Origin of the sequence: Psychrobacter sp. JB385 (assembly GCF_900163785.1) — a bacterium.
Classification (GTDB): Bacteria; Pseudomonadota; Gammaproteobacteria; order Pseudomonadales; family Moraxellaceae; genus Psychrobacter.
In genome coordinates this window covers 323,392-343,148 of sequence record NZ_FUKN01000005.1, presented here as the reverse complement: position 1 = coordinate 343,148, position 19,757 = coordinate 323,392, and the positions used below count along the sequence as shown (strand labels likewise).

The following is a 19,757-nucleotide window of genomic DNA, read 5'->3' as shown; positions in this document are numbered from 1 at the left end:
TAAGGCTGAGTAAATTTTGTAAAACGCGCTAAACCAACTGTTCGGCTTTGGTTTTGACTAAAATATTAGAGATAAAAAGTGGAGGTGTTCTGACATTGCTTATCAATAAAGCAATACGATGATTTGGGAAAAATTAAAAAAATGTATCATTAAGTAAAATGGTCTATATATAACAAAACATGAATAATCGTCATGATTACACTGTAAATTTCTTTAATGTTGTAACAATAAATTTTTATGATAAATAAGCAATTACGAACCTGTGTTTCTTATAAAAATTTCCTACAATATATTTAATTATATTAATATAATCAGATACATACATAACAACTATAATAAGTATCCGTACTAATTCTCTTAAGGATTTAATAAAAACACACAGAAACACCCTAAGAGTAGTAAGCGCTTATTTTTTAACTGATTTAAACTGACGGTTAAGTTGCATTACTAAGTTCCATTATCACTGAGATTTATTATTCATATTATTAAGTAATGCCATGAACGTTAATTTTATACTTATCTAAGGATAGTCAGATGAAAACAATAGCCTCAAACAACCCACTGCGAAGCAAGCTTTGGCTTGCATTACTTGTTGGTGCTGTCAGTATTAGCGCTTGTAGTAATGAAGTGGAAGAGACGCCTGATAGTACGATGGAACCTACTGAAACGGTAGATACTACTGAGCCTGTAGGAGAGAGTAATACCATGGCATCGACGGATACTATGAATTCGACGGATTCCACCGAGTTAGCGCCAGTCGAAACATCGGAAGGTACAGATATGAGCATGAGCGCACCGATGGACGAACCAGCGATGGATCCAAATGCAAGTATGGGTACGGCAGACAGTCCGATGAGCCCAGATGGAACAGCGACTGACGATATGGCCAATATGGGAAGCACGGATGTAGAACAAGCGCCAGCAGGTACAGCGCAATAAGTTGGACATAAGTCCGATAACATTGCGATATACTCATTACTTTTTAAGCCTATTGCCACCGTTAAAACTGAATACAATAGGTAATAGATAGTCAAATGACTGTCGACTGATAATCACAGCGTTTATTGTGAGTGAGGAAATTATTTTTCTTACTGATGATGGGCGCTGTTTTTTTGCTGGTTCTTTCTAACCCCTCATATCTTATTCCAGTTCGTACAAGTAATATCTCTTCAAAGTCACCGTAAGTTTATTTTTAATAAAATCTCTTTTACCAAGTTAATTCTTCAACTTGTCATGATTCGTTATCTGTTTGTGTGCCTTTTGTCACTCTGTTGTCATAACCACGCCGTATCCTTAAGCGCATTATAAATCGTTGCTGCATTAACCTTTATGGCTATCCACTTAGTGGATGTCGATATTAGGTAATACAAAAAGTAGCACATAGAGATAAGGTGTTTTTATGAGGGGAGCTGGGCGGCTCGGTAGTATCACCACACGTATGCTGATTATCTTAGCAGTGGCTTTTGCACTCATTATTATGATGGTTTATTGGGTTATCGAAACGCAAGGTAAGCCGCGCATATTGGCGATGACCTCTGAGACAGTGGTTGAAACAGGCAACGAAGTGATCAATAGCATCATGACGAGCATCAATCACGTAGACGGATTGGCAAAAGCCAGCAGTGCGATAGCGGGCGGATTGCCAAAACAAGATGCCTTATACAATGTCGCCTTTGACAACCTCATGCGCCAAACCGATCAAAGAATTGTCGGCGGCGGTGTGTGGTTCGATCCCAATATGTATGTTGAGGGACGAGAGCGCAAATCATTCGTGTGGGCGCGTGACCGCTCTGGCACGATGCAGCAGACCGAGCGCTATAATCAAGTCAGCCAAACGCCCAATGCCTATTATCGTGACTGGTGGTATATCCCTGCGATGTATGCGCGTCACGACCACTGCGTCTGGAGCCGAGCGTACTTTGATCCAGTCAGCAATCAGCCGATGATGACGTGTGCCAAAGCGCTATATGGCAGCCGTAACCAAACCTTTGATGGGGTAGTCACCTTCAATTTGCTGTTGGATAACCTCGGTACGGCCATGCAAAAATGGCAAAAAAAGGTAGGCGGCTATATGTTCTTAGTGGATTTGGACAATCGGTTCTTAACCTTTCCGGATCAAGCCATCGTTACCCAAACCACCAAAGACAACCCTCAAGGTGAGATGGTCACCGCGCAGCAATTTGCTGAGAGCAATCCCAGCTTTGCTCCGATTGCCAATAGTCTTAACAAGGTCAATGAGACGCTCATCGATGAAGCGGTTGCCAAAGATGAAAGTCGCTATACACTCGCGGCGCGCAGTATTTTGAGTACCACCAATTTGGGCAAAATCAGTGAGCAAGAATCCAAGCTACTCTCAGCGTTACTCCTTTTAAATGTCGATCAAACCTTTAATCTCGTGGACAGTCATCTGGTAGATACGATAAATGTACCCAATGATTTTGTATTACAAGAGCCAGCGACTGCTTTCGTCTTTCGCATGCCGTTTACGTATTGGAAAATGGTCATCGTCAAACCAAACAGTGACATGATGAGCGTTGCCAATGCACTATCAAACAAGCTGATTCAGGCAATGCTTTTGGGTTTCCTGCCGATTTTGCTACTAACAGCATGGGTGTTCCGTCATTACTTCACGCGCCCATTAAAGCGTATGGCCTTGGCGGTCGCAGACATGGGTAACTTGATTGAGCAAAAACAATATCAAAAACTGGGCGCGCACAAACTGCCCAACTCCAATGTCAGCGAGATTCAAGTCATCAGTGAGCAGACCAACCAATTGATCGCTCGCGTCGTTGAAAACGAAGGCGCGCTTGCCGAAATCAATGTCCATCTCGAAAAGCAAGTCGCCGCTCGTACCCAAGATTTGCAGCAGGCAATGGATGAGCTAAAAGCCTCACAAGTGCAGTTGGTACGCTCTGAAAAAATGGCCACACTGGGGCAAATGGTGGCAGGGGTGGCGCATGAGGTCAACACACCACTCGGCTATGTACGTAGCAATATGGAATTGGTCGGCGACAATCTCACCCGCTTCGACGAATTGATTACGCATACCGATCAATTGTTACAAGCGTTGAAGTCTTCCGAAACTGACCAAGAGCAATTGGCGCAGCTTATCGATCAAACTTTGCAGTGCTGTGAAGACATCAAAGCAGACGAGGTCGGTGAAGACTTGGCAGGTCTGATTAAAGATGGCTTATATGGCGTCGATCAGATTGCAGAATTGGTACTTAGTTTGCGTGATTTTTCTCGAATTGATGAGTCCAAAGTCAAAGACGTCGATATCAATGACTGCATTACTACCTCATTGGTCATGACGCGCAGCAATCTTAAGAGTATGGCAGTCACCACCGATTTGGCGACGCTGCCTTTGGTGCAGTGTAATCCCTCTCAAATCAATCAAGTGCTGCTGAATCTATTCAACAATGCGGCTCAAGCGATTGCACTTGATCATAAAGGCGAGTTGCACATTACCTCATCTGTCGATGAAGCACAGCAAAAGATTGTGGTGCAAGTCGCCGATAATGGGCAAGGCATCAATGAGAGCACATTGGCGCGTATCTTTGAGCCGTTTTTTACCACCAAAAAGGCAGGTGATGGCACAGGCTTGGGGCTGGCTATCAGTACTCAAATTATGGAGCAGCATGGCGGTAGTATCAATGCTCATTCGACCGTGGGCGAGGGCACAACCTTTACCCTTACGCTACCGATACAGTCTAAAGCTCGTGAAAACAAACCCTCACAAGCATTGTTCGAAAGTTGAGAGGTTTCTAACCATTTACTTCAAGAAATTTACTTATAGAGGGTGTCATGCAAAAACCAAAGATTGCCTTTATCGATGATGAGCCGCGCATTCTACGCAGCCTAAAAATGCATTTTCGTCAGTCACATGACGTGTTCATCACAACGGATGCCAACGAGCTGATGCAGTATGTCAGTGACCATGAGGTGCAAGTGGTTATCAGTGATCAGCGCATGCCAGACAAGCAAGGCACAGAGGTGTTGCGCGAGGTCAAAGAAGCTTCGCCAAATACCATTCGCATTTTATTGACAGGTTACGCTGATCTCAATGCAGTGATTGACTCAGTCAACGAAGGCGAGATTTATCGCTATATTACTAAGCCGTGGCAGAATGATGAACTCAAAAAAATCGTCAATAAAGCCACGGAGATTGCTCAGCAAACCAAAGGCATTGCACAAGATATCACTGAGACAAAGGACACTCAAAACCTTGAAGCCAATAGCCATAAAGGCAAGCGCAATATATTGGTATTGGATGATGATGAAGAGGTCTATCAGCAAATGAAGCAGTATTTTAAAAATACCTATAGTGTCAGTTGGGCAAGCAACCTTGAGCAAGCGGCAAAGCTGTTACAGAAAAAGAGCTTTGGCGTCACCATCACTGATGCCACGCTCAATGATGAAAACATCACGCCCATCGTTTATGCGTTAAAAAATCTTCAGCCGGATCTGATGGTGATTATGTTGACGGAATTTAAAGACGCGCACATGGTTATTGACTTGATTAACAAAGGTCAGGTATATCGTTGTCTACCGCGCCCGACCAATTTTACGATGATGAGTATCAGCCTTGATCGCGCCTTTGGCCATCATGAAAGATTGGTACAACAGCCCATATTGGCCACGCGGCATCATGTTGAAGAGGTCACAGAGTCAGAAGCATTTAGCTTTTCTGACAAGCTAAAGGGGTTTTTTAACAAATTCAGAGGGTGGCGTATCAGTCGACAGTAATACGGTCGATTCTCAATAAAACAGAACTAGAATGTTCCTTACATGCTGCTAAACAGAAGCTGCGCAACATTCATACCAGTCGCACTGTATCGGTTTTAACGTAAATCAACTATAACGAACGGCGCAAAATAATCGCCCTTTCTTAAGCCATTTGTATCACACCAATTTTTTTCTCCAGCTCTATGATTTGTAGCTTATAGTTTTTATAGTGATCTTTTTGGCTCGCTTCTTTTTTCTTCAAAGTTTTTTGCGAGATAAGGGTATATAGCGAGTTCAACCCTTTTTTGATACTTTTGATTTCTTTTGAGGATAGGCTCATATTCTTATCAAAATCGGGAGATTTGATTTTTGCGCATAACTCAAAAAGCGTCAGGTTAAAATTTTGATAGTGCTGGTGTATGAAGTCTTCTGTTGATTGGTTGCTATACTGAATGTTTTTTTGCATCAAGATAAGCAAAGCGCTATCAATCAAATTCTTTTCATAATCTGTCAAACACAGGTAACTGCTCATTATATCGACTCGCTGTTATTGCAATAAAAATCTTCATAGATATCAGTAAAATACGATGATTGTATACACTGTTTTCTCGTGGGTTGAGGGTACGTCATACTGCTGGTAATCCAAAAGAATCAACGCATTCTATAGAACAAAAATGAACGTATAATGACAATCGATGAGGTAAAAGGGGGAGACTGGTATCAACTTGTTTTGCGTACTGCCAATATCATATTTTCGTAGCTCTTGTCTGCGAAGGCACAGCGAACAAAAAAATATAATGTTGGCAGCAGGGTATCATTGTTATACCTTATCTGACCTTGATGATAATAAGTGTGGTGACATCAATGATAAGAGAGCTTAAAACCTTTGTAGCCGTTTGCGAATTGGACAGTTTTGCCGCAGCCGCTCGGCATATTAACCTGACCCAATCGGCAGTCAGTGCACAGATTAAAACCTTGGAAGACAATCTGGGGTTGGCATTATTTACCCGCTCTGCTCGTGCCATTACGCTCAATCCACAAGGCACTCGCATTTTACCCATTGCCAAAGAAATTCTGGCGCTTTATGCCACCATGCAGCTGCCGTCAGATACCGATATTGCAAGCTACTATGGGCAGCTTAGGATTGGCGCGATAAACTCAGTACAAGTGGGCATTTTACCTGAGGCGCTAAAAGCGATTACTTTGCTCGCCCCGCTCATGCAGACAGAGATTGTTCCTGGGCGTGCGATAGAGCTGTTTGAGAAGCTCGAAGTCGGAGAAATAGATGCGGCCATCACCATACAGCCCTCTTTTGCATTGCCAAAAGACATCGTGACCCAGTCTATTATGACCGAACCGTATGTGCTCATCAGTCCCAAAAAATGGCCTTTTTATAGCTTGAGGCAGACGCTTGAGCAGCATCCTTTTATTCATTACAGCCTACAATCCTCAGCAGGGGCAAAACTGAGTAAGTTCTTCAAACAGCAAGACATCAAGGTCAATACAATCATGGAGATTAACGATCTGGATGCCATCGTTAGGATGGTGGAGTCGGGCTTGGGCGTGGCCTTGATACCCTATGCTGGACTCTGGATTAGAAGTGCTGCACCCGTTCAAATCCATCATTTGGGAGATAACAGTTTGGTGCGAGAGGTTGTATTGGCTTATCGGTATGCCGATCGTCAGCAGCCACCAATCACGACATTGAAGCAAGTGCTGGGACTGTAAGCTTTTTGCAAAAATACCTGACACGTATCACTACCTAGGAGAGCAACCGTATCTATAATACAAATTGCTAAGCACGAATATTTTTGGGACTGAGAACAGAATATTTACGTTTTTCTCGCGCTCGATTCTCGGTTACGATGGCTCTGCTTTTCAGTAACGCCAATACAGTTTTTTAAGTACGTAAATTTTTAAGTACATAAATCTCTAAACACATAAGTATTAAGTATGGCGCGTTGACTGATTTAACTGATCCCATTTCTAAGAAGACCAAAAATATGAACAATATCGACAACTTGACCAATGATAAAGTCCTCACTCGTATTGAAAAAGACTTACTCGGCGAACAAGCGGTTCCTGCAACCGCCTTATATGGTATTCAAACACAACGCGCCGCCCAAAATTTTGATATTACCGGTATGCCAATCAGCCATTTTCCTGATTTGATTAAGGCGCTTGCCATGGTAAAAGCAGCTGCTGCCAAAGCCAATTATCAGCATGGTTTACTTACCGAAGATAAGCTTAGCGCCATTACTGACGCGTGTACCGATCTGATCAATGGCGAGCATCATGAGCAGTTTATTGTTGATCTCATCCAAGGCGGGGCAGGTACGTCGACCAACATGAATGCCAACGAAGTCATTGCCAATATTGGACTAAAGAAAATGGGCTTTGAGTATGGTCAATACAGTCATTTGCACCCCAATAATGATGTGAACCGCTCTCAATCAACCAACGACGTCTATCCTAGCGCGGCACGTTTGGCGATTGTGTTTGCCGCAAAACCACTCAAAGAAGCCATCCTGAATCTACAGCACAGCTTAGCGGCCAAAGGACAAGCATTTGGCAGTATTCTCAAGATGGGCCGCACCCAATTACAAGATGCGGTGCCAATGACGCTCGGTCAAGAGTTCAATGCTTTTGCCAGTGACGTGGGCAGTGAAATAGCGCAAATCGAACAGGCCTGCTTGCAACTATGCGAATTGAATCTGGGTGGAACTGCGATTGGGACAGGTATCAATGCGCCTAAAGGCTATGCCAGCTTGGCGATTGAAGAGCTGGCTGGCATCAGTGGTTTGCCAGTGACACTTGCCGATGATTTGATAGCAGCCAGCGCTGACATGGGTGCCTTTATTACGTTTTCTGGTGCCCTCAAGCGCCTATCCATCAAGTTGTCTAAATTAAGCAATGATTTGCGTCTATTATCGAGCGGGCCACGCACAGGTTTGGGCGAAATCAATCTACCTGCCATGCAGCCAGGCTCGTCCATTATGCCGGGCAAGGTTAATCCAGTAATTCCTGAAGCCATGAACCAAACGGCATTTCAGGTGATGGGTACGGATATGACGATTACCATGGCAGCAGAAGCAGGGCAATTACAGCTGAACGCGATGGAGCCGCTGATTGTTTATAACCTGCTCAACAATGCGCGTCTATTAGAAAAGTCGATTCGTATGCTTGATGAGCGCTGTATTCAAGGCATTACGGCCAATGAAGCCCGCTGCGCACAACATGTCGAAAACAGCATCGGTATCGTGACAGCATTAGTGCCACATATCGGCTATGAAAATGCCAGCCGTATTGCAGGACATGCGTTGCTTAGTGGGTCAGGTGTGGCAGAGCTTGTCAAACAAGAAAAGCTACTCAGTGATGAGGAACTCGCGGCAATCTTGTCACCAGATACAATGGTCAGCAGTATTTAAGTAGGTTTTTAATCAGCAACGGCAAAACCCTTATTTGACTATCGTAACAGTTAGATGTTTTTCCAGTAAAAAATCCTCAGTTTAACAACTGAGGATTTTTTTGTAGGGTTCACCAGATGTGGGCTAGCAACTTATAAACATCTTTGAAGCGTGGTATGCGTATTGTTTTCAAATGTATTATGCGGGTATAAGAGATACAAATGGATGGTTTCTTTGAGAGATATCTCGAACTATGATATGAGTAACCAATCACATAAGGGATGAAAGCATGCAGGACTTAGCGTTCAAAGATCATTTCTCCAAAGTTTCTGAAGGGTATGCCACTTATCGGCCTTCATACCCACTCGACTTAGTAGATACACTTGCTGGCTTGTGTGCTGCACAAAACCGTGTGCTTGACTGTGGGTGCGGTACAGGACAGCTGTCTGTATTGTTGGCCGAGAGGTTTAATGAGGTGATTGCCACTGATGCAAGCGCCGCCCAAATCGCTAAAGCTCAAGAAAAAAACGGCGTGATTTATAAAACAGCGCTAGCTGAGCAAAGCGGATTGGCAGATGAATCGGTAGACTTAATTACCGTCGCTCAAGCAGCGCATTGGCTAGACTTAGAGACATTCTATAAAGAGGCGTCGCGTATTGCCAAGCCTCATGGTGTCTTAGCGTTGATTACCTATGGTGTTTTGCATGTAGAAGGGGCCGTTGATGTCTTGATCCAGCAGTTCTATTATCAAACCCTTGCCCCGTATTGGCCAGCAGAACGACAGCATGTAGAAAATGGGTATCAAAGCCTGCCTTTTCCATTTGCAGAAATCAAAGTACCTACGATCAATATGCAGGAGTTCTGGAATTTAGACCAACTTATTGGCTATTTAAATACGTGGTCAGCCGTCAAAGAAGCCAAAAATATATTGAGTTTCAATCCAGTGGATCCGCTTAGAGTCCTCTTAATACCTGAATGGGGAGATCCTGAGCATAAGAAAAAAGTCACGTGGCCATTATCCATCCGTGCTGGCAAAATAAACAGTCAATAAGTCTGGATAAGCCAGCGGTAGATAATGGATAGACAAAAGGCTTATTAGGTTGCTCTAATCATCAGATATTAATTTTTACCACACTCTCTAGGTTAAAGCTTATGCCAATCTTCCATCGCCTTGTGTCCAACTTCTAGTCCTATATCATAGCTATAACGGATTTTGGCTTTGTTTTTGGACAATCGACTTGCCATATTTTTTAAGTCGGGTGGACAAACTTCTAAAATCTTTTGTGATGAGGGCGTCTGTAAAAATTGTACCGAGTCATTATAGCGTTGGGTTCGCGTGAGTAGACTTTGGGAAAAACCAGCTTGCTCTTTAGCAAAATACTTGGCCAATAGCTGATCACCTTTACTGCTTGCTTTGGCGTAATTTTGCGGGCGGGTACGTATGACCATGAGTTTATCGACATGATCTTGCCTAGCTGCCCAGTGCACAGGCAAAGCATCCGCCACACCACCATCAAAGTAGGGTTCGCCGCATATCTCGACCGCTTGTCGAGTCAGCACTGGGATAGAGCTTGAGGCTCTCAATCCATCCAAAATATTGTCTTTAGCCGCTTTGATATAGATTGCTTCTCCTGAGATAGCGTGCGTCAATACCATGTAAAAGTCCGCGGGATTGGCGAACAATTGCGTCTGATTCAAGGGATATTCTTGTTCGACTACGTTCCACATCCACTTTAAATCCAATAAGTCACCGCCTTTAAAAAAACGACCATAGTGGATAAATTCAGATCGAAGGGAATGATCCAAAAAAATGTGTAGGGTGCGACCTTGTTGTGCTGCCAAATAGTTAGCAACGTTGGTTGAACCTGAAGAAACCCCCACACAAAGATCAAACGGATTAAATTGTTGTTCTAAAAAAGCGTCTAAAACACCGCTGGTAAATGCGCCGCGCATGCCGCCGCCTTCAACCACTAGGGCTTGTCGATGTTGTGTTTGCATTGAAAACCTCGAGTCAATAATGATAAGTATACTTTGGTGATTGTTTTTCTGTGCCATGTGGCAGTGTTAATTATTTTATATCAGCACGCTGTCGGTATGTACGTTTTCACAAATAGAGCAGCTTCTTCAAATGTAATCAGAATAAGTATTTTATTTATGACAAGAGTTATCGGCAAGTGCGTGCAGTATTCCGCAGGATTCAGCTGGCGCTTCGGTGACGCATTTTTGCCGCAGCGCGAGCAGGTGTTGCTTTAATTGTACCAACTCTTTCATACGTGTCTCTACCGCATCGATATGCTCATCCAGCAACACATTGACTTCACCGCAATTTTCATCAGGCTTGTCCCTATATTGGAGCAGGGTTCGTACCTCATCCAACGTCATATCGAGCGTGCGGCAGTGTAGGACAAATTGCAGACGTTCAAAATGCGCCTTGTTGTACAAACGATAGTTGCCTTGGCTACGTGCAGGCTCTGGTAATAACTTTTCTTTCTCATAATAGCGGATGGTTTCGACCGTCGCGCCTGTCCGTGTGGCAAGCTCGCCAATCTTGATAAGCATGTTTGTCTCCTTGAACCGCTCACTTCAACTACTTAAGATTAGAGTAACTATAAGGTTGGACGATAGAAAAATCAAATGACTTAACTGTCAAGTGACTTAACCGTCAAATACCTTGACCCTAAAGCCACTATAGGGTTCATACTGCCTCTAATCAGAGGAGAGATGACTATGCAATACCAGATTGAAGGGATGGACTGTGCAAGCTGTGTTGGCAAGATTGAGCGCGCGCTGATACGTATGCCTGATGTCTCTGAAGTTCAGCTAAATTTTGCGACCCAAAAACTAACGCTAACCCTAGCGCCTGATGCAGCGACTGACAGTAAAGACATCGAAAAAACCATTAAGCGTCTTGGGTTTGGTGTGTCAGTGTTGACTGATCAACAAACGAAGGGTAGCGCTGATGTGAGCCAACCAGCGATAGAGGATGAGCGTTGGTGGCAAACCATAAAAGGCAAACAGGTGATTGGTACGGGGCTTTTATTCATTGCTGCATATGCGGTGTCTTTGATTTTCCCTGAATATGGCAAATGGGCGTTTATTACCGCTGTGGCTATCGGGGTTTTGCCATTTGCCCGTCAAGCTTTTGCATTGGCGTTGGCAGGCTCGCCTTTTTCGATTGAAATGCTTATGTCTGTGGCGGCTATCGGTGCCCTTATCATTGGCGAAGCGGAAGAAGCCGCGGCCGTGGTGTTCTTATTTTCAGTTGGTGAGCTGCTAGAGAGTGTCGCGGCTGATCGTGCTCGCGCAGGCATTAGAGCGTTATCATCGTTAGTGCCGAAGACTGCCATACTTTTGGATGCACAAGGCGAGCCACGTCAGGTGGCAGCGGCTTCACTACAAGTGAATGATCAGGTGCTTGTGCGGCCTGGTGATAGGGTGTCTGCTGATGGCGTGATTGTTCAAGGTTGCTCAAGCCTTGATGAATCACCTGTGACGGGGGAGTCTGTTCCTGTTGCCAAAACCATAGACGATGACGTTTTTGCTGGCTCTATCAATGTGGAGGGCGTCCTACAAGTACGTGTAAAAAAAACAGCGGCGAATAATACGATTGCTCGTATTATCGAGCTTGTAGAGCAGGCGCAAGCATCCAAAGCACCGACTGCGCGCTTTATTGAGACCTTCAGCCGCTACTATACGCCTATCGTTATGGTGATTGCTGCGCTGGTCATTACCCTCCCACCGCTACTGATGGGAGCAGAGTGGGCAACGTGGCTATATCGTGGCTTGGCGCTGTTGTTGATTGCGTGCCCTTGTGCCCTTGTACTGTCTACACCAGCTGCTATTGCCTCGGGTTTGGCTGTCGGTGCGCATCATGGCATGCTTATCAAAGGTGGTCATATTATGGAGCTTGTGGGTCAAGTCAGCACCGTTGCTTTTGATAAAACGGGCACGTTGACGGAAGGCAAACCACGGGTGACCGATGTCATTGGTTTTAAAACAGGGCATGGCGATGCTGAGGGTCACGATAAACTACTGTCACTGTTTGCAAGTGTCGATGCTACCTCCAGTCATCCGCTTGCTATCGCCATTGTGGATCATGCCAAAAGCGCTAACGTCGTCATACTGGAGTCTTCTAATGCTTTTGCGACTGTAGGTAAAGCGGTTCATGCAACGGTTGCTGGACGTGTTTTAACCATTGGCTCACCAATCTATGTCGCCAAAAAAGCCCCATGGTCGTCTGAGCAAAAGATTCAGATTGAGACACTACAAAACGAGGGTAAGACCGTATCCGTGTTGTTTGATGAGCAAGAGAATGAGGCGCTCGGGTTGGTCGCTCTACGTGATGAGTTACGAGAAGAGTCACAGCAGGCCATAGCACAGCTTAATAAGATGAATGTGCGCTCTGTCATGCTTACAGGTGATAATAGCCGTACGGCACAAGCACTTGCCAGCCAGCTAGACATAGAGTGGCAAGCGGAGCTGTTACCTGAAGACAAACTTTGCCTACTCCGTGAGATGCAAGCCTATAGTAAAACAGCGATGATTGGTGACGGCATCAATGATGCGCCCGCGTTGGCAACGGCAGATGTCGGCATTGCTATGGGCAGTGGTACTGATGTGGCTATCGAAACGGCTGACATTGCACTACTAAAAAGCCGCGTGACAGATGTGGCTAACCTAATCGCTTTATCACGCGCCACCATGAGCAACATCCATCAAAACGTCATTTTTGCACTGGGTTTAAAAGGATTGTTTCTCATAACGACTGTGTTTGGCATAACAGGACTTTGGATTGCGGTATTGGCTGACACTGGTGCTACTGTGCTGGTTACGCTCAATGCGTTACGTTTATTGCGCTTTAAACCAGTGTCTTCCATTTAATAAACACTGACCAATAAAACGATTGCGGCTACATCAAAGGTCGTTTTATTCACTCGTCAGCGGTCAATGAATTTAGCTTGAAAGTAGTAATAGAAATGATCCATACATATTGCGTCGTATTTGTATTAGATATTCGCTAGGGGTTTGCGCCAGCTTAGCAGTCTGTTTTAAGTGATCTGTTAGCTGAATCAGAGGTCTGTTTGGCTGGCTGATTTGGAATATATTTTTTGCTATACCACCAGTACTTTTACAGGGTAGACTTAATGGTATGCCGCCACTGACTCTCATTGCTCCATACGTGAGTCAAAGTGCGGCACTTATTTAATGACACTGAAATGAAACTGAGAAGAGCGCAAGGACAAGCAATGACAGAGATTAATGGCAAGCGATTATCTTATCTTTATGAAGCAGTCACGATGGGTACGATACGGGCGGCGGCAGATAAGCTCAATATTGCTCCCTCGGCCATCAGTCGACAAATATCTCTGTTAGAAGAAGAATTAGCGAGCACGCTTATTGAACGGCACCGCAAAGGGGTAACGCCGACAGAAGCTGGTGCTATCCTTTTACAGTTTTACCGAGAATCCCTCTCTGCTGAAGAAGCTTGTGTTTCCAAATTACAGGCGTTGGTGGGGTTGCAGCGGGGGCATATAAAGCTAGCTGTGGGCGATGGCTTTATTGCAGATTTGATGCTGGGCCCATTATCTGAGTTTTCCCGTTCATATCCGGCGCTCACGCTATCAATCAGTACGAGCGGATCAAACGAAGTGATTCGTCAGGTTGAGGAGGACGAAGCGCATATTGGGCTAGTGTTTCATTCTAGCAGTCATCCGCGCATCCGCTCACAGGTTGTCAGTGCTCAGCCAATGTATGTGATTGTCTCGCCTGACCACCCATTAGCCGATCGAGATACACCGATGCAATTGGAGGAGCTTTTAGAATACTCAGTGGGACTGGCTGAGAGTCGTTTTGGCGTACGTCAGTTAGTGGCGATGGCGGAATTTCAGCAAAAGATTCGATTTAATCCCATCTTAACTACTGACTCATTCAATGTGCTAAAGAATTTCGCGCGCTCAAATATGGGGTTTACCTTTCTACCGTATTTTGTTGTGTCGCAAGAAGTCGAAGACGGACATCTGATTGCAATTCCTATAGACAATACGCTACTGGCAAGCGGTGAAGCGCATCTCATCACGCGGCTCGGTCGTCATCTATCCCAAGGCTCGCATGAACTGCTACAGCATTTGAAGTTATGGATGAAAGAGTTATAGGAGGGCTATAGTCAATGAAAATTAATATCGATATATCATGCACTGCTCATATCAATATTGTGGCTTGCTGCGTGTGCGCAGACAGAGGCGGTAAAAATTAATATGAGCAGTAGCGTAGCGCTTTTAATGTTTTTCAAATATACATTCCCATCAGGCCAAGCACCGACGACTTGTCAGTGCCGTGACTCATGAGACCAATACAGATGGATACCTTTTACAGCAAGGCTTGGGCGACTATGGCAGAACCCAAGAAAGTGCCGGTAAAGGTGAGCAAGGCAACCACGGCAATTTTAAACCCAAACTTTTTAAACAAATTCACTTCCATCTGAGAGATGGCAAACCCAGCATAGGCAAGGACAGGCGTAATAAGCTGTAATACGCCTAATTTATCTGTCTCTACTAAGACATACTCACTCATCGGAAACTGTGGCAGAGATATCAAAATAGCCACAATGGATATCCAAGCGATAGCGGGGACATTGACCGGAATGATTTCCTTTAGTAAGACACCAACGATACAGCACCCGAACAGTATCAACATAGCAGGTAGTGCAGAGATGGGATCAACGCCTTGGCCTACCCAGTTGCTGAGTAATAGCACGATACAGATAACTGCCAACAGAGATAAAGACTGCTTGACTGACAAAATAGATTGCTCTGGTATTTTTAGATCAGGATCTGTTTGCGTCGCAGCAGTAGTGTCATTTTTCTTCTTAAACTTGCTCGTGACTTTATATAAAAACTCTGTGAATGGCAGTGCAATAAATAAACTAACAAATAGCCCTGTCGCATAAGTCAAAAGGTTGGAGGTCGCCGCAAAGGCGGTAATAGTCTCCGCTTGTGCAGGCACGGTTTCCGCGAGCGCTGCTGAACAAGCACCCATCATACTGCCACTACCAATACCACAAGCCATCGCCAATGCACGAATATCCATGATACCCATAGAGGCAATAATACCCGCCATCAGTGAAAAATAGATGGCACCAAACAACGTACCCATCACGTAGACACCCATGACACCGATACCTTCAGGACTCTGGAGTCCATACTTATCAGCAATGAGCGCAATATTCGGTTCACGAGCAATTGAGTGAGTAGCACCAATAGCCTCTCTACCCATACCAAACACCAATACAGCCACAGGTAATGCAATAAGCGCAGTCGTTATGTTGCCCAATTCTTGTAGTAAAAGGGCGGGGCCTGCGGCTATTATTTCTTCTACTTTAGGACCGACACCAACACCAAACTTTGCAATAAAAGGCATGATACTTAAGAGGACCGCATAGCTTGCAAATTTTGCTCGGTCTCTTGAGATAACCGCTGTCATTGACGGTATGACGTTGGGGTTTAACAATAGCGTAAATATAAATGCATACAGCAAAGGCAGTAAGACTAGCGTGCCAATACCAATGGGAATCTTGATAATCCCGATCCATTCTGCAAGTAGTGATGCAACAATCACTAATAAATGTAGCTTCCAATCAAATAAGTACTTGGTCATTGTACTTGGTAGCACACTGGTATTATTCATAGCAACTCCCTTTGCAATTTATAGTTTCTACATAACGGTTTCTACGTGTTGTTACTGCTTATTAGTTTATACAGACTCAGTTTATGCAGACATCTTTGGTAGTTGAGACTCCACTAAAGACACCCATACTTTGATACCGGTCTCGATAGCATCGTCATTAAAGTCATAAGCGGCATTGTGTAATGGTTTGGAGGGGGTACTACCATCAACACCTAACCAAAAATAAGCGCCTTTGACGACTTGACTCATAAATGAAAAATCTTCAGAAGCCATGGACGGCTCTACATCAGTATTGACCTTATCAGCACCGAGCGCGTTAGTAGCAGCTTCTTTGATTTCAAGATAGGCTTGGCTGTCATTAGTGGTGACTGGATAGCGAATATGGTAATCCATCTCGCCTGTGACCCCGTATAAAGGCGGTAATACTGTCACCATTTCTGTGAGCATGTCTTGCATGGACTGGCGTACGTCCATATCAAAGCTACGAACCGTTCCTTTTAAAATAGCGTAATCAGGGATGACGTTGGTTGTGTCACCACTGTTCATCTGCGTGACGCTAATGACACCTGATTTGAGGGGAGATATTCGACGAGAGACAATCGATTGAATGTTGGTAATCAATGCCGCGCCTGCTGCTATAGGATCAGCGCCTAGATGTGGCATCGCTGCGTGAGTGCCTTTACCCGTTAACGTAATCTCAAAGGTATCAAACGACGCCATCATCGGCCCATTGTTGACCGCAATCTCTCCCACAGGTAGGCCTGGCCAATTATGTAACCCGTAGACGGCATCCATAGGGAATTTATCAAACAACCCATCGTCAATCATCGCCTTAGCACCGCCTAAGACTTCTTCAGCAGGTTGAAAGATAAAATAAATGGTGCCGCTAAAGTTTTTATGTTGGCTTAAATGCTTTGCTGTACCAAGCAGAACGGACGTGTGACCATCATGACCGCAGGCATGCATACAGTTGTCATGAGTGGATTTATGCGCAATATCGTTTTGCTCTTTTATTGGTAGCGCGTCGATGTCCGCTCGTATACCGATAGTAGGACCTGAGCCGTTCTTTAGAACACCGACGACCCCTGTACCGCCTAATCCTTGATGCACTTCAATCCCAAAGGACTGCAATTTATCAACAATAAATGATGAGGTCTTAAACTCTTTAAAACCAAGCTCTGGTTGACTATGAATCTGCTGACGCCACTGCTTTACTTCACCTAGTAGGGTTTCGTTAATTAACATGTATGTTCTCCTTGCGTATTACTGGATTGAGTAGCCAAATTGGATAGCAGAATCTTTTGCGGTTTCGACCCAGACACTTTTGGTCTGTGTATATTCGAGCAAACCTTCGTAGCCACTCGATCGGCCATAGCCACTCTCACCGAAGCCACCAAATGGCGACATGACGTTGATTGATTTATAGCTATTTACCCAGAATGTTCCGGCATTTACTTGCGCGGCCATCCGATGCGCGCGGCCGACATCAGCCGTCCAAACAGCACCCGCTAAACCAAACCGACTGTCGTTTGCTATCGCGACTGCCTCTTCTTCTTCATCGAATGAAATAACAGAAACGACAGGTCCAAAAATCTCTTCTTGTGCGACTCGCATGTCATTTTTTACATTGGCTAAAACAGTTGGCTGATAAAAATACCCATTTTCGCCGCCACAAATAGCACCTGCCTTGCCACCTGCGGCAACAACTGCCCCTTCGGCAATGCCGTCCGACACTAACGAGTGTACGTGGTTAAACTGTTTTTGATTATTAATCGGACCCACCATCGTGCCTTCATACCAAGGCAAACCCATGGGCAACTTACCGGCTGCTGAAGCTACACGCTCCACGACTTCTTGATAAACATCACGATGGACCAATAACCGCGAACCCGATACACAGCTCTGTCCAGCAGCAGAAAACACGGCAGCTTGCGCACCCACGACCGCACGGTCAAGATCGGCATCTGGGAAAATAATATTGGCTGATTTTCCGCCCAGCTCTAGCACGCAAGGAATGACACGTTGCGCAGATGCCGAAGCAATGAGCGCACCAGTCTTTGGTGAGCCAACAAAAACCACTTTTTTGGTGGCTGGATGCGCAATGGCAGCAGATGCCGTGGTGTGTCCCAATCCATTAATGACATTGACCAAACCACGCGGGATACCTGCTTGCTCAAGAATGTTGACGAGTGCGGTTGTGCTGAGTGGGGTTAACTCAGACGGCTTTAGTAAGACGGCATTTCCTGCACAGATAGCAGGCGCGATTTGCCAACCTCCGGTAAATATGGGTGCGTTCCAAGGGGTGATTTGCGTGACGACACCATACGGCTCATGACGAGTGTAGTTTAAGTGAGTGGTTGGCACAGGGATAACTTGTCCCATAATCTTGTCACACCAGCCAGCATAGTATTCAAACATCTCGGCAACTTTTGTCACCTCAACTCGGCAATCACGAATAGGCTTACCGGCAGAGATACACTCTAGGCGTGCTAGAGATTCTGCGGCTTCGCGTATTTTCATACTGCACTGCCACATCAACTGACCTCTGGCACTGGCCGTCATTGACCACCATGCTTTTTGAGCTTTGATGGCAGCAGCGGCTGCATTAGCGACAATATCTTTTCCCGCATCACGATAGCTTAAAAACACCTGACCAGTTGCTGGGTTAGTCAGATCGATGTTGTCTCCATGACCTGCAATCAATTCTCCATCAACCCAGCTGCCAAACTCTGAAGTACCTAATAGTTCATGAAGAAGTGCTTCAACTTGCTGCTCACCATTTTTTTCTACGTTAAAGCTCATCATCTATTCTCCCAAGCCAGCATTTTTTACAATACAGTTAAAGTCATCTTGATCAGGTATGTTTGCTTCACTCTGCGCCCAAATATCGGCTACCTGCTGCGCCAAAGGCAATTCTAGCCCCATCTCTCCGATCATGTTTTTTGCCAGACGCACATCCTTACGCATCAGCGCCATCGTAAAACCAGAATCAAAATTGTCACTCAGAATCCAGCGAGGGAAGTTTACTTCACTGATTGCACTACGACCTGAACCCGCATTCAAACCAGCAATAAGGTCTTCAGGATTCAGTCCTGCCTTAGTACCCAGAGCGACTGCTTCAGCGGTGGTTACAAGATGGGCGGCACACAGGAGGTTATTAATGAGTTTGGCGGCATGTCCATTGCCAGACTTGCCCATGTAGACCACTTTTGAGCTTAAAGCATCCAGATACAGCTGGGCGCGTTCAAGGGCGCTGTGTTCACCGCCGACAACCATGACCATAGTACCGGCTTCGGCACCTGCTGGACCGCCGCTGACAGGGCAGTCCAATAACTGATGGCCTAGCTGATCCAGCTCCGTCGACAGTGCTCGCGTTACTTCTGGTTCTGAGGTGGAGGTGTCAATAATTAAGGTGTTGGGCTGAGCATGGTCGATGATGCCGTCTTTGCCTTTAATCACTGCTTGGACATGCTTTGCCATAGGCAAAGATAGAATGATGACGCTAGATTCAGCACATAGCGCTTTGATATCTGTAACGACATTGACACCGATTTCCTTGGCAGCTTGGCGTTGGGTTTCTCCTATGTCCGTACCGAACACATTAAAACCTTCGCGAAGTAAAGACTGAGCCATCCCGTTACCCATACGGCCCAATCCGATGATACCTATAGTGTTTTTACTCATACCCATTCCTTTGTTTTTGTATCTTCTTTCAGTTTTATTGTAACCAATCGAACATTAAGAAGAACTACAACGGATGACCTTTTGTGTTCTAAAAAAGGCAACACTAATACAAGCAAGTTGATTTACTTTTCACGGTATCTTGTGGTCTCTATAAATTGGTGAAGCGCTTATACAATAGGCATAGCGGTCACAATGGGCTGAGGAATCATCTAAATGATCAGAGTATGTAAACAGAAATTTTCGCTACAGTTTTTATGT

General features: G+C 45.0%; 15 protein-coding genes. 8 read left to right on the top strand and 7 right to left on the bottom strand.

Annotated features, from left to right (window positions below; genetic code table 11):
* The first annotated feature begins 534 nt into the window (after nt 1–534).
* From CZ794_RS03600 to CZ794_RS03590, 3 genes are all read left to right on the top strand, one after another.
* Nucleotides 535–939 carry a hypothetical protein gene (locus CZ794_RS03600; protein WP_087040245.1) on the top strand — a complete coding sequence of 135 codons (405 nt, stop codon included), beginning with the start codon at nt 535–537 and terminating at the stop codon, nt 937–939.
* Between the two features lie 460 nt (nt 940–1,399).
* Nucleotides 1,400–3,757, top strand: a complete 2,358-nt coding sequence (locus tag CZ794_RS03595; RefSeq protein ID WP_087040244.1) for an ATP-binding protein — start codon at nt 1,400–1,402, stop codon at nt 3,755–3,757.
* Nucleotides 3,758–3,804: 47 nt separating this feature from the next.
* Entirely contained in the window at nt 3,805–4,746 is a 942-nt protein-coding gene (locus tag CZ794_RS03590; protein WP_087040243.1) for a response regulator, read from the top strand.
* Nucleotides 4,747–4,888: 142 nt separating this feature from the next.
* Here CZ794_RS03590 and CZ794_RS03585 read toward each other — a convergent pair whose 3' ends face one another.
* Complete coding sequence (locus tag CZ794_RS03585; protein ID WP_087040242.1) at nt 4,889–5,257, bottom strand: hypothetical protein; 369 nt, start codon at nt 5,255–5,257, stop codon at nt 4,889–4,891.
* A 332-nt stretch (nt 5,258–5,589) separates the two neighbouring features.
* On the opposite strand from CZ794_RS03585, the gene CZ794_RS03580 reads away from it, so the two are divergent.
* From CZ794_RS03580 to CZ794_RS03570, 3 genes are all read left to right on the top strand, one after another.
* The gene (locus CZ794_RS03580) at nt 5,590–6,453 is read left to right on the top strand and encodes a LysR substrate-binding domain-containing protein (protein ID WP_179207232.1); all 864 of its coding nucleotides are present in this window, start codon (nt 5,590–5,592) and stop codon (nt 6,451–6,453) included.
* A 275-nt stretch (nt 6,454–6,728) separates the two neighbouring features.
* Nucleotides 6,729–8,153, top strand: a complete 1,425-nt coding sequence (locus tag CZ794_RS03575; protein WP_087040240.1) for an aspartate ammonia-lyase — start codon at nt 6,729–6,731, stop codon at nt 8,151–8,153.
* 268 nt (nt 8,154–8,421) lie between these two features.
* Nucleotides 8,422–9,183 carry a class I SAM-dependent methyltransferase gene (locus tag CZ794_RS03570; protein WP_087040239.1) on the top strand — a complete coding sequence of 254 codons (762 nt, stop codon included), beginning with the start codon at nt 8,422–8,424 and terminating at the stop codon, nt 9,181–9,183.
* Between the two features lie 92 nt (nt 9,184–9,275).
* On the opposite strand, the gene CZ794_RS03565 is transcribed toward CZ794_RS03570, so the two are convergent.
* On the bottom strand, nt 9,276–10,130 hold the full coding sequence (locus CZ794_RS03565; RefSeq protein WP_087040238.1) for a patatin family protein: 855 nt from the start codon (nt 10,128–10,130) through the stop codon (nt 9,276–9,278).
* 150 nt (nt 10,131–10,280) lie between these two features.
* The gene (gene cadR / locus CZ794_RS03560) at nt 10,281–10,691 is read right to left on the bottom strand and encodes a Cd(II)/Pb(II)-responsive transcriptional regulator (protein WP_087040237.1); all 411 of its coding nucleotides are present in this window, start codon (nt 10,689–10,691) and stop codon (nt 10,281–10,283) included.
* A 168-nt stretch (nt 10,692–10,859) separates the two neighbouring features.
* On the opposite strand from cadR, the gene CZ794_RS03555 reads away from it, so the two are divergent.
* A complete protein-coding gene (locus CZ794_RS03555; protein WP_087040236.1) occupies nt 10,860–13,013 on the top strand; it encodes a heavy metal translocating P-type ATPase in 2,154 nt (717 codons plus the stop codon).
* A gap of 335 nt (nt 13,014–13,348) precedes the next feature.
* A complete protein-coding gene (locus CZ794_RS03550; RefSeq protein WP_256958851.1) occupies nt 13,349–14,284 on the top strand; it encodes a LysR family transcriptional regulator in 936 nt (311 codons plus the stop codon).
* A gap of 214 nt (nt 14,285–14,498) precedes the next feature.
* Here the strand turns inward: CZ794_RS03550 and CZ794_RS03545 are convergent, their stop codons facing one another.
* The 4 genes from CZ794_RS03545 to CZ794_RS03530 form a co-directional block, all read right to left on the bottom strand.
* Nucleotides 14,499–15,815 carry a DUF3100 domain-containing protein gene (locus CZ794_RS03545; protein ID WP_218778299.1) on the bottom strand — a complete coding sequence of 439 codons (1,317 nt, stop codon included), beginning with the start codon at nt 15,813–15,815 and terminating at the stop codon, nt 14,499–14,501.
* 81 nt (nt 15,816–15,896) lie between these two features.
* Nucleotides 15,897–17,060, bottom strand: a complete 1,164-nt coding sequence (locus tag CZ794_RS03540) for a M20 aminoacylase family protein (protein WP_087040234.1) — start codon at nt 17,058–17,060, stop codon at nt 15,897–15,899.
* Nucleotides 17,061–17,078: 18 nt separating this feature from the next.
* Nucleotides 17,079–18,620, bottom strand: coding sequence for an aldehyde dehydrogenase family protein (locus tag CZ794_RS03535; RefSeq protein ID WP_087040233.1), 1,542 nt, complete (start codon nt 18,618–18,620; stop codon nt 17,079–17,081).
* Nucleotides 18,621–19,547, bottom strand: a complete 927-nt coding sequence (locus CZ794_RS03530; RefSeq protein ID WP_256958855.1) for an NAD(P)-dependent oxidoreductase — start codon at nt 19,545–19,547, stop codon at nt 18,621–18,623.
* Nucleotides 19,548–19,757 lie beyond the last annotated feature (210 nt).